The 13836-nt window shown below is 67.5% G+C and carries 12 protein-coding genes; 7 read left to right on the top strand and 5 right to left on the bottom strand.

Annotated elements, in window-relative coordinates:
- Positions 1-205: 205 nt before the first annotated feature.
- The 3 genes from glyA to CWT10_RS12215 all read left to right on the top strand — a co-directional run bounded on the left by glyA (position 206) and on the right by CWT10_RS12215 (position 3757).
- Positions 206-1525, top strand: a complete 1320-nt coding sequence (glyA, locus tag CWT10_RS12225; protein ID WP_103062183.1) for a serine hydroxymethyltransferase — start codon at positions 206-208, stop codon at positions 1523-1525.
- Positions 1522-2424: a bifunctional methylenetetrahydrofolate dehydrogenase/methenyltetrahydrofolate cyclohydrolase gene (locus tag CWT10_RS12220; RefSeq protein WP_103062182.1), complete on the top strand. Its 903-nt coding sequence runs from the start codon at positions 1522-1524 to the stop codon at positions 2422-2424. The genes glyA and CWT10_RS12220 overlap by 4 nt, the downstream gene beginning before the upstream one ends.
- A 259-nt stretch (positions 2425-2683) precedes the next feature.
- Complete coding sequence (locus CWT10_RS12215; protein ID WP_128683472.1) at positions 2684-3757, top strand: hypothetical protein; 1074 nt, start codon at positions 2684-2686, stop codon at positions 3755-3757.
- A 573-nt stretch (positions 3758-4330) separates the two neighbouring features.
- On the opposite strand, the gene CWT10_RS12210 is transcribed toward CWT10_RS12215, so the two are convergent.
- A complete protein-coding gene (locus tag CWT10_RS12210; RefSeq protein ID WP_103062180.1) occupies positions 4331-5203 on the bottom strand; it encodes an exodeoxyribonuclease III in 873 nt (290 codons plus the stop codon).
- Positions 5204-5357: 154 nt separating this feature from the next.
- Between CWT10_RS12210 and CWT10_RS17790 the strand changes: the two genes are divergently transcribed.
- Positions 5358-5780: an acylphosphatase gene (locus tag CWT10_RS17790; protein ID WP_332881178.1), complete on the top strand. Its 423-nt coding sequence runs from the start codon at positions 5358-5360 to the stop codon at positions 5778-5780.
- A 9-nt stretch (positions 5781-5789) separates the two neighbouring features.
- On the opposite strand, the gene CWT10_RS12200 is transcribed toward CWT10_RS17790, so the two are convergent.
- The 4 genes from CWT10_RS12200 to galK form a co-directional block, all read right to left on the bottom strand.
- Entirely contained in the window at positions 5790-7148 is a 1359-nt protein-coding gene (locus tag CWT10_RS12200) for an ABC transporter permease (protein ID WP_103062179.1), read from the bottom strand.
- Positions 7145-7963 (bottom strand): ABC transporter ATP-binding protein, encoded by an 819-nt coding sequence (locus CWT10_RS12195; protein WP_103062178.1) that lies wholly within the window; start codon positions 7961-7963, stop codon positions 7145-7147. Before CWT10_RS12195 ends, CWT10_RS12200 begins: the two co-directional genes overlap by 4 nt.
- On the bottom strand, positions 7960-9015 hold the full coding sequence (locus CWT10_RS12190) for an efflux RND transporter periplasmic adaptor subunit (protein ID WP_233188030.1): 1056 nt from the start codon (positions 9013-9015) through the stop codon (positions 7960-7962). The genes CWT10_RS12195 and CWT10_RS12190 overlap by 4 nt, the downstream gene beginning before the upstream one ends.
- Positions 9016-9240: 225 nt before the next feature.
- Complete coding sequence (gene galK / locus CWT10_RS12185; protein ID WP_103062176.1) at positions 9241-10542, bottom strand: galactokinase; 1302 nt, start codon at positions 10540-10542, stop codon at positions 9241-9243.
- A 134-nt stretch (positions 10543-10676) separates the two neighbouring features.
- Here galK and CWT10_RS12180 point away from each other — a divergent pair, with 134 nt between their 5' ends.
- The 3 genes from CWT10_RS12180 (at position 10677) to CWT10_RS12170 (ending at position 13773) form a co-directional block, all read left to right on the top strand.
- Complete coding sequence (locus CWT10_RS12180) at positions 10677-11222, top strand: 2'-5' RNA ligase family protein (protein ID WP_103062175.1); 546 nt, start codon at positions 10677-10679, stop codon at positions 11220-11222.
- A 40-nt stretch (positions 11223-11262) separates the two neighbouring features.
- On the top strand, positions 11263-12426 hold the full coding sequence (locus CWT10_RS12175) for a mannose-1-phosphate guanylyltransferase (RefSeq protein WP_103062174.1): 1164 nt from the start codon (positions 11263-11265) through the stop codon (positions 12424-12426).
- Between the two features lie 249 nt (positions 12427-12675).
- Positions 12676-13773 carry a BMP family lipoprotein gene (locus CWT10_RS12170; protein ID WP_103062173.1) on the top strand — a complete coding sequence of 366 codons (1098 nt, stop codon included), beginning with the start codon at positions 12676-12678 and terminating at the stop codon, positions 13771-13773.
- Positions 13774-13836: the final 63 nt, after the last annotated feature.

The following is a 13836-nucleotide window of genomic DNA, read 5'->3' as shown; positions in this document are numbered from 1 at the left end:
CCTGGCCCTGCCGCGCCGTCGGCGCTAGCATGGGGCCGTCGTCGCGACTGGCGAAAAGGTGGTCACCACCGGGGAGCGACGGCACGTCACGGGACCGCTCGCACCCCGCGCTGGCTCGGGACGCAGGAATGGAGAACCTGGTCGCCCGCCTGGGCCGAGGTCGACGCCAACGCGCGGCCCGCGCTGCGCATACATCAGGAGAGCCATGACCGACTCCGCGGCCACCGCCCGCACCGCCCTAAACAACCAGTCCCTGGCCGACCTCGATCCGGAGATCGCCGCCGTCCTCGACGACGAGCTTGCCCGCCAACGCGGGACCCTGGAGATGATCGCCTCGGAGAACTTCGTGCCGCGCGCGGTCCTGCAGGCGCAGGGGAGCGTGCTGACCAACAAGTACGCCGAGGGCTACCCCGGGCGCCGCTACTACGGCGGCTGCGAGGTCGTCGACGTCGCCGAGTCCCTGGCCATCGAGCGCGCCAAGGCCGTCTTCGGCGCCGAGTGGGCCAATGTTCAGCCACACTCCGGCGCCCAGGCCAACGCCGCCGTCCTGCACGCCCTGGCCAACGGCGGCGACACCATCCTCGGCCTGTCGCTCGCCCACGGCGGTCACCTCACGCACGGCATGAAGATCAACTTCTCCGGCAAGAACTACCACGCCACCGCCTACGGTGTGGACGAGACCACCCACCGCATCGAGATGGAGCAGGTGCGCCAGGCCGCCCTGCGCGAGCGCCCCCGCGTGATCATCGCCGGCTGGTCCGCCTACCCCCGCCACCTCGACTTTGAGGCCTTCCGCTCCATCGCCGACGAGGTCGGCGCCGCCCTGTGGACCGACATGGCGCACTTCGCCGGGCTGGTCGCCGCCGGAGCGCACCCCTCCCCGCTACCGTGGTCCGACGTCGTGTCCACCACCGTACACAAGACCCTCGGCGGTCCCCGCTCCGGCATGCTGCTGACCAACCGCGCCGAGCAGTGGGGCAAGAAACTCAACTCCGCCGTCTTCCCCGGCCAGCAGGGCGGTCCGCTCATGCACGCCATCGCCGCCAAGGCTGTCGCCATGAAGATCGCCGGCACCGAGGAGTTCAAGGACCGCCAGGCCCGCACGCTTGAGGGCGCCTCCATCCTCGCCCAGCGCCTGCTCGCCGACGACGTCGCCGCCGCCGGCATCAAGCTGGTCACCGGCGGCACCGACGTCCACCTGGTGCTGGTGGACCTGCGTGACTCCGCCCTGGACGGCCAGCAGGCGGAAGACCTGTTGCACGAAGCCGGCATCACCGTCAACCGCAACGCCGTCCCCTTCGATCCGCGCCCGCCGCGCGTCACCTCCGGACTGCGCATCGGCACCCCGGCCCTGGCCACCCGCGGCTTCGGGCCCGCGGAGTTCACCGAGGTTGCCGAGATCATCGCCACCGCCCTGGTGGCCGGCGCCGCCGGCAACGCCGACGACGAGTTGCTCGCCTCCCTGCGCGGCTGCGTGCGCACGCTCACCGACGCCTTCCCGCTCTACCCGGGGCTGGTCCAGTGAGGGCCCCGTGGAGTGGTCCCGCCCGCGTCCTGGACGGCAAGGCGACCGCCGCCGCCCTCAAGACCGAACTGGCCGGGCGCGTGGCCGCCCTGCGTGAGCGTGGCATCACCCCCGGTCTGGGCACGGTGCTGGTTGGCGAGGACCCCGGCAGCGTGAAGTACGTGGCCGGCAAGCACGCCGACTGCGCCGAGGTCGGCATCGAGTCGATCCGCGTGGACCTGCCCGCCACCGCCACGCAGGCCGAGATCGAGGCCGCCATTGACCGCCTCAACGCCGATCCCGCCTGCACCGGCTACATCGTCCAGCTGCCGCTGCCCGCCGGCATCGACACCAACGCCATCCTAGAGCGCGTCGACCCCGACAAGGACGCCGACGGCCTGCACCCCACGAACCTCGGCCGCCTGGTGCTGCGCGGCACCGGTCCGATCACCTCGCCGCTGCCGTGCACGCCGCGCGCCTGCATCGAGCTGATCACCCGCCACGGCATCGACCTGGCCGGCAAGAACGTGTGCGTCATCGGCCGCGGCGTCACCGTGGGCCGCTCCATCGGCCTGCTGCTGATGCGCAAGGACGTCAACGCCACCGTCGACGTCTGCCACACCGGCACCCGGGACCTGGCCGAGCACGTGCGCCGCGCCGATGTCGTCATCGCCGCCGCCGGCTCGGCCGGCATCATCACCGCCGATATGGTCGCGCCCGGAGCGGTGGTGCTGGATGTGGGGGTCTCCCGCGTCGTTAACCCGGACACCGGCAAGGGCCGCATCATGGGTGACGTCGCCGACGGCGTCGACCAGGTGGCCGCCTGGCTGTCCCCGAACCCCGGGGGAGTCGGCCCGATGACGCGTGCGCTGCTGCTGGCCAACGTCGTCGAGATCGCCGAGCGCGACGCCGTCGACTGACGGTTCGTTAGTTCCTGTGACGGTTCGCTACTTAGCGTCAACGGTTCGCTGCTTCTTGCGACGGTTCGTGCGTCTATCCCGCGAACCGTCGCGGTTCATGACGAATCGTGGGTGCTACCTGACGAACCGTCGTCGTAGGTGATGAACCGTCAACCTGCCGTCAGTTGCCGGAGTTCACAGGGGCGTTTCGTGCACCCCCTGCCGACAGCCATTCACAGGGCCGGATGCAAGGTCCCGTGTTGTCTCTCAAGCTGGGCGCATGACCAAGCATGCCTCCACCGCCGCGCTACCGACTGTCATCGCAACGACCGGATATGGCAGTAAGACGCTCGCTTCCGCTATCCCGCTAATGCGTGGGATGGCACTGCTGCCACAGGCTCCTGCCGCGCACTGGGCCCAGAAACGTGAAGTGACGATTGCCAGGGCATTCGCGGCAGTCCGCGCGAGTAAAAGGATCACTGCGATCGCCTACGAGACTGCCGTCATCATGCACGGTGGGTCGATCCGCCGATCTGAGCCAGATATTGACGTCTTCTGTCCCTATCGGCCGGGCCGGGGCGTGGTTGCCCTCCCGCAGGTGATCTACGGTGGGACGCTCGCGAGGCGGGCTCCCGCCAGCGGTCGAATCCCGTTGGACCGCGCAGAGCGGCTGGGGCGCCCGGTGGCGCTACGGCGTCACTATCGCGAAGACTTGGGGCCGAATGACATTGTCACCATCAATGGTGTGCCGGTTACTTCTCTCGCACGCACGCTGACCGACTGCCTGCTCGACCTGCCGCCTGCAGACGCGCTGGTGGCGGGTGACTCAATGCTGAGAGTGCACTGCCACCCCGACCACTGGCGGAGTCGGGAGGCCAACATGCGGTGGCAGGAATTGGTTGCCGATGTCGAGGCACGGATAGATTCGTACCGCCACCGCAACGGGACCGGCCGAGCCCGCGGTTTACTAGAATTGCTGTCTCCCTGGGCGGAGTCGCCAGGTGAGAGCGAGCTGCGCCGGATTCTCCTGGCGGCCGGGCTACCGCAACCGGAACTCCAGTACCGGGTCGTTGCCGAGAACAATGAGTACTTCCTGGACTTGTCCTGGCCGGACATCATGCTTGACGTCGAGTTCGATGGTGCACTGAAGTACGCGGGTGATGACGTGGTGTTCCAGGAGGGGATTCGACAGGATCGGCTCAAGCGGGCCGGTTGGCGTGTAGTGCGTTTCAAGACGCCGGCGCTGCGCGATCCCGACGCGGTGATCCGCGAGGTGCTCGACGCGATTCCCCAGGACACTGCATGGGCGTTGCAGCCTCGGGCTTGGATGAATGCGCTCAGTCCACTTCCCTGAGGATACTGTTTGCCGGGCGCGCGGCGGCGATCCAGGTGACGGTATGGGTGTGCAGCCGTGAAGCGCCGTCGCTCGCGCCAGAAACGGTGGCTCGCCGCCGACGGCATCACCCTCCGCTCCCTCGCGCCGTCGCTCGCGCCAGAAACGGTGACTACGACGACGCCGGTACAGTCGGCGGTTCGTTAGTTCCTGTGACGGTTCGCTACTTAGCGTCAACGGTTCGCTGCTTCTTGCGACGGTTCGTGCTTCTATCCCGCGAACCGTCGCGGTTCATGACGAATCGTGGGTGCTACCTGACGAACCGTCGTCGCTGGTGACGAATCGTGGGTGCTACCTGACGAACCGTCGTCGCTGGTGACGAATCGTGGGTGCTACCTGGCGAACCGTCGTCGCTGGTGACGAATCGTGGGTGCTACCTGGCGAACCGTCGGCGGGCCGCCGCACTGGCGCGGCGATGAGGCAGGCACGAGAGTCCCACGGGGCCGATACGCATATCGATAGACAGGGCTGTGCCCACTACCTACTCAACTCGCTCGGGTACGCCGAGGGGCTCCTGGCGTCGGAGGGATCGCCTCAGAGGTCGTAGTCGACCACCAGCGGGGCGTGATCCGACCAGCGTTCGGCGTAGCTGGGCGCCCGGTCCACGGTGAAGGAGCTGGCCCGCTCGGCCAGTTGCGGCGTGACCACCTGGTAGTCGATACGCCAACCGGCGTCGTTGTCGAAGGCCTTGCCGCGCTGCGACCACCAGGTGTACGGCCCCTCCGCGTCGGGCGCGAGGCTGCGGGCCACGTCCACCCAGCCGGCCCCGAACCAGCGCTCCAGATAGGCGATCTCCTCATCCAGCACGCCCGCTGACTTGTTGTGGTTGGGGCGCCAGTTCTTGATGTCCTGCTCGGAGCGCACGATATTGAGGTCACCGGCTACAAGTACCTGTGGCCCGCCCGCAGCGGCGGCCGAAAGCAGTGATGCCATGCGCAGGTCCACCAGATCCAGGTGGGCGTACTTCTGATCCATCTTGATTGTCCCGACCTGGCCGGAATGGAAGTAGGCGGACACCACCGTGAACGTGGATGCCGTCGTCGCGTTCGGACCGGATTCGGCCGGCTCGGCGTCGCTCGACTCCGAGGACGTCGTCAGCTCCACCTCCAACCAGCGGCCGGAGTCCACATCCGGCTCCTCACTCCCCGGCCCGCTGACCCCGCGGCGCACCGCGCCAATCTCCACCGGCGCCCCCTGACGCACTGCGACGGCGACTCCGGCCCTGCCCTTGACCCGACATGGCCAGATCACCGACTCATACCCAGGCAGTAGCGCCGCTGCCGTCGCTTCATCTGCACGCACCTCTTGCAGCAGGAGGACATCAGGGGCACAGGTTTCCAGCCAGGCGGCCATGTTCTTGCGGGCGGCGGCACGGATGCCGTTGACATTGATGGAGGCGACGCGCATAACGCCCGAGTGTACGTGGGCCTGGGCATGGTCGGGAACTACAGCCTGCGCGTGCCGGTAAGAGCCGGTCAGCGGATGTAGAAGCAGTCGTATCGACCGTTCCCGGTGGTTGCGGGCACTGTGATGAGGCCGTTTTTCCTGCGACAATAGCGGCATGCAGCGCAGGTTCTTCGATGTCTTCCGTCGCCCGGCGAGCAAGCCCGAGTCCGTTGACATGGCAGGCGACGCCGCCGATGCCGGCAACAGCGCCCCGGGTGACTCCACAGGTGCCGGAGCTTCCAGCGTCCCCGGTGCCGAGCAGCGGCGTACCATCCATGCCATTGTCTCCGGACGCGTGCAGGGCGTCGGCTTCCGCTGGTCCTGCATGGAGGAGGGAGAACGGCTAGGACTGGTCGGGGAGGTGCGCAACCTTGACGACGGCGATGTGGAGGTGCTGGCGCAGGGCCCGCCCGAAGACGTGGCCCGGTTGATCGCCTGGCTGTATCACGGCCCGCGTTGGGCGAACGTGGCCTCCGTGCGCGTCACGGACATGAAGTCCGGCAGCCTGCGGCACCGCGCCTTCGTGATGGGCAACTGAAGCCGGTGGTCAGTAGCGGATCGCGTCGATCGGCTTGATACGTACCGCCACCAGGGCCGGAATGATCCCGGACAGCGCGCCCACCGCAGTGGCGGCGATTAAGCCGATCAGGGCCGCAGACATGGGGAACGGCGGCAGTGTCTCCACCGCCACTCCCAGCATTGCACCCAGTGGCGCAATGCGCATGCCCACGATTGCGATCCCGATACCGATGACGCCGGCGACCACGGTAGCCACCACCGACTCCAGCATGATGGAGAAGAAGATACGTCGGCTGGTAGCCCCGAAGGAGCGGCGTACCCCGATCTCGTGAATGCGCTGGCGTACCGTCACCATGGAGATGTTGATCAGGCTCAGCGCTCCCAGAACCATGACCAACACACCCGCGATGGTCACCGACTGGGTGAAACTGGAGGTATTGATTCCCTGGGTCTGTGCCGAGTTGGAGGTCGCAAAAGTGGATCCCGCCCCGAATTGGGCGTCCAGATCGTGCTTAGCGAGGTTTATCACCTGCTGCTCCTGCTCCTGCCCCGCCCAGATCTCCAGCACCGGAGCTGGCAGGGAGGCGCGAGCCTCGTTGGTAAGCCATTGCTCGTGCGGAACGCGTAGCGCGTAGGCCCTGACTGTTTGTGTGCAGTCCTGCGCATACTCGGGGACTCCCTCGCACCAGGTAAGGTCATCAGGCTTGAGCACACCGACTATCGTGTAAGTCGTCTGCGCGGGAGAGTAGGAGTGCACCGTGATAGGGCCGTCCAGGGTCGTGTGGCCCAACTGTTCCAACATGCCCTGTGAGACTACCAGTGACGGAGACAGGTCGTCCTCGTCGTCGGCGGAGAACCAGCGTCCCTGCCCCATACGGGTGTTATGAAGCGTGGCGTAGCCGGCGCTGACTACGGTGGCCTGCACATTACGCGTGCCGTCAGGGAAGGCGATGCGCAGCTGCTGATCGTAGCTGGTCGCCCAACTCTTGGCCCCGTAGCGCTCTACCAGGTTGGCCTCGGCCGTGGCGATCTTATTGGCGATCTCCGGTGCCGACTGCGAGCCATCCTCGGTCGCGCCGGAACTGCCGTCGGCGCCGAGACCGCCGTCAGCGCCGATACTGGCGCCGTCCGACGCCACTGAATCGTCGTCCACCCCTCGGCCGGTGGGATTGACTTCGATCCTGACGGTACCCGGGCGACCTGCGAAGGTCGCGATCTCCTGGTCGATGATCGCACTGGTCACCTCGCCCAGGGCGATGACGAAGGTCATGGCGGCCACGGCCGCACCGACCCCCACCAGGGAGAGCATGACCCGCAGTTTGCCGATGCGCAGCTGCGCCCAGGCCTCAACCAGGGCGCCGAAAAAACCCGTCAAGAAGCGGATCATGACGCAGCCTCCTGCATGGTGTGCCGTCCTGCCGACGGGGCCTGTCCCGGCACTCCCGCTGCAGAGGTCTGTGCGGCGCCGGCGATCTCCTCAGTGAACTCGTCCAGGCCCCCGATACGCTCGTGGTGCACCGTGATCGGTGTCAGCACACCTTGACCCAGTCGATACTGGGTGCGGGCGCGACCGGCCACGGCCAGATCGTGGGTGATGATGATGAGTGCGGCGCCGGTCTCTCGACACTGGCTCTCCAACAGCTCCATCACCATCGTGCCGGTGTCGACGTCGAGTGCCCCGGTGGGCTCATCGGCGAGGATCACCCTCGGACGGCGTGCCAGGGCGCGCGCGATGGCGACGCGCTGCTGTTCTCCGCCCGACAGGCGCCCGATGGGGGCATCGATCTTGTCCTCCAAACCAACGGAGGCCAGCAGTTGCTCGGCGCGTCGGGTGCGGGTCCAGAAGGCCGAGCCGGTGTCGTACAGGAGCGGTGCCGCCACGTTCTCCGTGGTGGACAGGCCGGGGATGAGGTTGAAGGACTGGAAGACGTAGCTGAAGGTCTGTCCACGCAGGTGAGCCCGCCTGGCCTCCCCCAGACGGCGGGTGTCGCGTCCGTCCACGGTGTAGGCGCCGTCAGTGGGCTGGTCGATCAGACCGATCAGGTTAAGCAGTGTGGACTTGCCGGTGCCGGACCGGCCGACTATGGCCACGTGGTCGCCGGCCCTAACATCGAGGTTGACGTCGGTGAGTATGTGCAGCGGTGGGGAGTCGGGCACCTCGAAGGTGCGGGCGATGCCCCGCATGCTCAGCAGGGGATTCACAGGATCTCCTCGCCGTTCTCGTCGTAGCAGGCCGACCCGTCGGGCTCGCAGGTGTTCGGCTCCCCCATACGCTTCGTGTCCTTGTTCGGGACGAACAGGAGGATCTCGTCCCCCTCGGCCAGTCCTTCGGTGATTTGGATATTGGTTCCGTCAGTGATTCCCAGGGAGACCTCCCGCTTCTCAGCGGCCTGCGGGTCGGCGGGGTCGGTGACCACCCAGACGTTCCCCTTGGTGACGGATCCCTCCACCGCGGTCACGGGCACCACCAGTGCTCCGGAGGCCGAGCCGCCGTCCACGCCGATGGTGACTGACATGCCCGGGAATACCTGCTGGTCGGAGGGCACCGCGCAACGGACCTCCACGCTGGTGCCGTCACCGGTGGTGGTCGTGACCTGGCCGCTCTCACTGGTGGTGGTAGACGTCTTCTCCCGGGTGCCGATCTTCAAACCCGTGCACTCGAACGGCGCCGGGCCTCCCTCGGCGGAGATGATGGCCGAGGACGGGGCATTGGTGAGTCGATACTGCTGATTGGCGGAAATGGTTCCTTTGGCGGAGTGCGTGCCGGGAGCGACGGTGGCGACAACCTGGCCCACGCTGGTCTGCTGCGCCTCAATGACGTTGAAGGAGACCACGCCGCTGGAGGGGGCGTAGACGGTTGACCAGGTGACCTTGTCGGGCACGGGCGTCTGAACGGGATTGCCCTGTTCATCGGTGCTCACCGTCGGCTCCTGCGGCTCCACCAGCTTGAGGTAGATCAGGGGCTCTCCCTGGGTGACTGTCGCCCCCTTGCCGACGGCGAAGGAATCGACGACGCCGTTGAGATTGGCCTGCGCCTCCACCGCGGCGTCCTCGACGATCTGCCCTTTGACATCCACGGTGTTGGAGATGTCCCCGGTGGCGACCACGGTGGTTTGGGTGGCGGCGTTGATGCCGGGTTCAATCTCCGCCGTCGTGCCTGCCCCGGAGTCCGGGAAGAAGGCGATCTTGACCAATGCGATGGCGATGACGGCGGCTATCAGGATCTTGATGGTGGGCAGGACATAGCGCTTCACGGCACACCTCCGGTTGCCCCTCATGGGAGGGAGCGGCGGCCAGGGACCGCCTGGTTATGGGATGGGCCAAGGCGTGGGTGCCGAGACCCTGTAGACGTCACGAGACTATGTCAGAAGGAACCTCGACACACTCATCCGCAGGTAGGAGAAAATCCTGATTCCTTCAGCTCGGGCGCTCAGGGTTCTCCTCCATGCGGAGGAGGCGGAGCAGCGCGCGGGTGTTGTTCACGCCAGGCGGCCCGCCGGAGCGGAGGGCACCGCGTTTAGGAATGCCGGGGCGGCGAATCCGTGGGCCGCATAGGCGTCGACGACGGCGCGCGCCACAGTATCGACGGCATCCGAGTCCACCAGTGCGATGGCGCTGCCGCCGAAGCCGCCCCCGGTCATGCGCGCGCCATGGGCGCCGGCCTCACGGGCCGCCTCAACGGCGACATCCAGCTCGGGGCAGGTGACCTCGTAGTCCACCCGCAGTGACTCATGGCTGGCGTCCATAAGCGCCCCCGCCCGCGCGAGCCTCTCGCCGACCAGCGGGGCGCCGTCCTGCAACAGTGATACCAGGTCGCGGGTCCGATCGATCTCGGAGACAACGTGGCGGGTGCGTGTCACCAGGACCTCGGCGTCGGCTGCGCCGCTCTCGCGCAGCCTTCCCAGGGCGTCTTCGAGCGCCCCTCCGGTGATGTCGGCCAACAACTCGACTCCGAGGATTTCGGCGGCCCGCTCGCAGGCCGAGCGGCGCGCTCCGTACTGGCCGTCCACCAGGGAATGCTTCGCCTTGGTGTCGATCACCAGCAGCGTCAATCCGGCGGCCGCCAGGTCGAATGGCACATGCGTCACCGAGCCGTCACGGCAGTCCAACTCTAGAGCGTGTCCGGCGCGGCAGCGCATGGAGGCGGACTGGTCCATGCCGCCCGTGGGGGCACCCGCCATCTCGTTCTCGGCACGGATGCAGGAGTTGACCAAACGGGCCCGGCCGGCGTCGTCGGGCTCTTGTGCTGTTCCTGCCAGGCCCAGGGAGCAGACATCATTCAGGGCGACGGCGGTGGCGCACTCCAGGGCGGCGGAGGAGGACAGGCCGCCACCCAGCGGCACGCACGAATACAGGGCGGCGTCGAAACCACTGAGAGGCCCTAGGCCATCGCGTTCCAGTGCCCAGGCCACACCCGCCACGTAGGCGTTCCAGTGCCGGACCTCGCCGGGTGTGCCCTTCGGGCCGATGGCGTCCAGATCGAGCACGTCGATACTTTCGCGCGTCTGCGGGGACACCAAGCGGATGGTGCGGTCCTCGCGGCGGCGCAGCGCCAGGTGGGCGCGGTGCGGCAGAGCGATGGGCAGGGCCAGGCCGCCGTTGTAATCGGTGTGTTCGCCAATGACATTGACACGTCCGGGCGCGTACCACACGCCGTCGGGCGCGGCGCCGAAACAGTCACGGAACAGGGTGGTGGCGGCCTCGACTCCCTCCTGCGGGCTAAGTGCGGGGGAGAAGACGGGCTCGGATCCGGCGGCGGGCTGTGGCTCGGTGAGCGTCATACAGCCATTCTGCCAGATGAACAGCTACTGTCGGCAGGAGTCCCCGAACCGATTCCGGGATGATCCCCGGACCCGCCCGGGGTAAGGTGCAGCTGCCACTCGATCGTGCCCGCAAGAGGAGGAGCGCACACCTTATGAAGGTTCCCGCGCCCACGCCCAGTCAGTGCGTACTGGGCGTCACCATCGCCCTGCCCGAGCCCTGGGCGGCGCGCGTGCGCAGCGTGCGGCTGGCGGTCGGCGACCCCCACGGTAATGCCGTCCCGCCGCATGTCACCCTGCTTCCCCCCACGGCCGTGGAGAAGGCCGATCTGGCGGCCGTCACCGCCCATGTGTCCCGGGTCGCCGCCCGCACCGCGCCCTTCGCCATGCGTGCTGCCGGCGTGGGCACCTTCCGGCCGGTCAGCCCGGTCGTCTTCCTTGATGTGGCCGAGGGCGGTGCCGTCATTGACGCCCTGCAACAGGAACTGCGCGCCGCGGATGGACCACTGCATGCACCCCTGCGCTTCCCGTTCCACCCACACATCACCATTGCCCACGAGGTCGACGACGCCGCCCTGGATCGTGCCGTAAGCGCCGCGCGCAATATCGCGGCCAGCTTCGTAGTGGACCGCATCCACCTTCAGCGGCTCGCCTCGGACGGAAGTTGGGCCTCGCTGGCGACGCCGACGCTGGGCGCGTAGGCGATTCTGCCACGGGAGGCCCAGCCATTAGCCTGATGCGGTGAACGCCGAGCTCCACGTCAATTCCTCCGATGACGCGGTCGCCCCCACCCCGACCGCCGAGGCCGTCCATGTGATTATTCCCGCGGGCGGTGCGGGCACCCGGTTGTGGCCGCTCAGTCGCAAGGGCCGCCCTAAGTTCCTGCTGGACCTGACCGGTGCCGGGGCCAGTTTGCTGCAGTCCACGGCGGCGCGGCTGGCGCCACTGGCAGCGACGATCACCGTGGTCACCGGGGCGGCCCATGTTGCCGCCGTCGCCCGGCAACTCCCGGATCTGCCCGAGGAGAACCTGCTGGCCGAGCCGGCCCCGCGAGACTCCATGGCCGCCATCGGCCTGGCCACCGCCCTGATCGCCCACCGGCACGGGCGGGAGGCGATCGTAGGCTCCTTCGCCGCCGACCACCTGGTGGCCGATTCTGTCGCCTTCCAGAACGCCGTGCGCCAGGCGGTCGCTCTCGCCGGGGCAGGCTGGCTGGTCACCATCGGCATTGAGGCCACTGGTCCGTCCACCGCCTTTGGCTACATTCACGCCGGCGAGGCACTGGACGTGCCCGGCGCCCCGGACGGGCGCCGCGTGCTCGACTTCACCGAGAAACCCGACGCCGCAACCGCCGCCCGCTACCTGGCCACGGGTGACTACCGTTGGAACGCCGGCATGTTCGTGGTGCGCGCAGGTGTGCTGCTGGACTACCTGGCGGACAACCGACCGGCGCTGGCCGCCGGTATCGAGGAGATCGCCGCCGCCTGGGACACCCCCGCGCGCGACGCCGTCATGGCACGGATATGGCCCGATCTGGAGGCGATCGCCATTGACCATGCCATCGCCGAACCCGTGGCCGCCGCCGGCGGCGTGGCTACCGTCCCCGGCAATATGGGCTGGGACGACGTCGGCGGATTCGACACTCTGGCCGCGCTGATCCCGCCGCGCCAGACCGGAACGGCCGCCGGAGCCGGAGTGCTGGGAGAGGCGGACGTGGAGGTGGTGGGCGCGGACGGCGCCCTGGTGGCCTCCAGTACCAACCGCAAGGTGGTGCTGCTGGGCACACCCGGCGTAATCGTGGTTGACACCCCTGATGCTCTGCTGGTCACCACTCCCGACCATGCGCAGCAGGTAAAGGACGTTGTCGAGCGGCTCGGGAACGCCGGGGAGGTAGCGCTTCTGTAACGGCCGCATGGAGGCTTGCAACGAGTGTAAGAACCTGCAAGGCCAGCCCTGATGTCGGGGCGTCTGCGCTCCCTTTTCCAGGTTGGCCCAGATTTGCGGCGCGGGTCACGTCATGGTCGCAATCCGGCGGTCTGACGCCGTTTGTACAGTGGGGGCCGACGAAGCGTCTATGCTGGTGGCAGAGCCCGTGCCGTCCCGGCCAGCTCCTTGCAAGGGCGCAAGCCCCGGACCTCATCTGGAGACACGACCGTGAAGAAGAAGTATCCCGCCATAACGCTCGGCCTGGTCGCCGCACTGTCCCTCGCCGCCTGCGGTGCGGCCCCGGACTCAAGTTCGTCGGGTGGAGACGCCGGTGATTTCCTGGCCTGCATGGTCTCCGACGAGGGTGGCTTCGACGACCAGTCCTTCAACCAGTCCGGCAAGGAGGGTCTGGACCGCGCCGCACGTGAACTCGGTGTCCAGACGAAGGCGGTAGAGTCCCAGTCCGACGCCGATTACCCGACCAACGTCGACTCCCTCATCCAGCAGAACTGCAACCTGATCATCGGAGTCGGATTCAACCTGGCGGCGCATCTGACCGCCGCCGCCGAGGAGAACCCAGACGTTGAGTTCGCCCTCATCGACTCTCGCTTCACCGACGCCGACGGAAACGTGGTTGAGTTGGACAACGCCAAGCCGCTGATCTTCAACACCGCCGAGGCCGCCTACCTGGCCGGCTATGCCGCCGCCGGAACCACTAAGAGCGGCAAGGTCGCAACCTACGGCGGCATGGCGATCCCCACCGTGCAGATCTTCATGGAGGGCTTCGCCAAGGGCGTGGCCAAGTACAACGAGGACAACAACGCCAAGGTGGAGGTGCTCGGCTGGGATCCCAGCAACCCGGGTTCAGGCTCCTTCATCGGCAACTTCTCCGACACCGCCGCGGGCAAGCAGTTGACCGAGCAGTTCCTCTCTCAGGGTGCTGACATCATCCTGCCGGTGGCCGGACCGGTCGGTTCCGGCACGCTGGCCGCGGTCAAGGAGGCCGGCAGTGATGACAACGCGATCGTCTGGGTGGACGCCGACGGCTACGTCACCACCGAGTCCGACGGTGGTAGCAAGTACATGCTGACCTCCGTTCTAAAGGGCATCGACACCGCCGTCTACGAAGCCATTGAGGAGGCCTCGTCCGGCGGCTTCACCTCGACTCCCTTCATCGGAACGCTCGCCAATGACGGCGTCTCCATCGCCGACTACCACGACTGGTCCCCCAAGGTGCCCAGCGAGGTCCAGAAGCAGGTCGAGGCGCTCAAGCAGCAGATCATCGACGGCGAACTCGACGTCTCCACCCCCTACGACCCTTCCTGACGGGAGCAGAGCAGGTCAACCGGTGACGCCGTCGTCCTCGACGGGGCGACGGCGTCACCGCCG

The organism is Actinomyces qiguomingii (assembly GCF_004102025.1).
In the GTDB taxonomy this organism is placed as follows: domain Bacteria; phylum Actinomycetota; class Actinomycetes; order Actinomycetales; family Actinomycetaceae; genus Actinomyces; species Actinomyces qiguomingii.
This window is presented reverse-complemented; position numbering and strand designations above follow the sequence as displayed.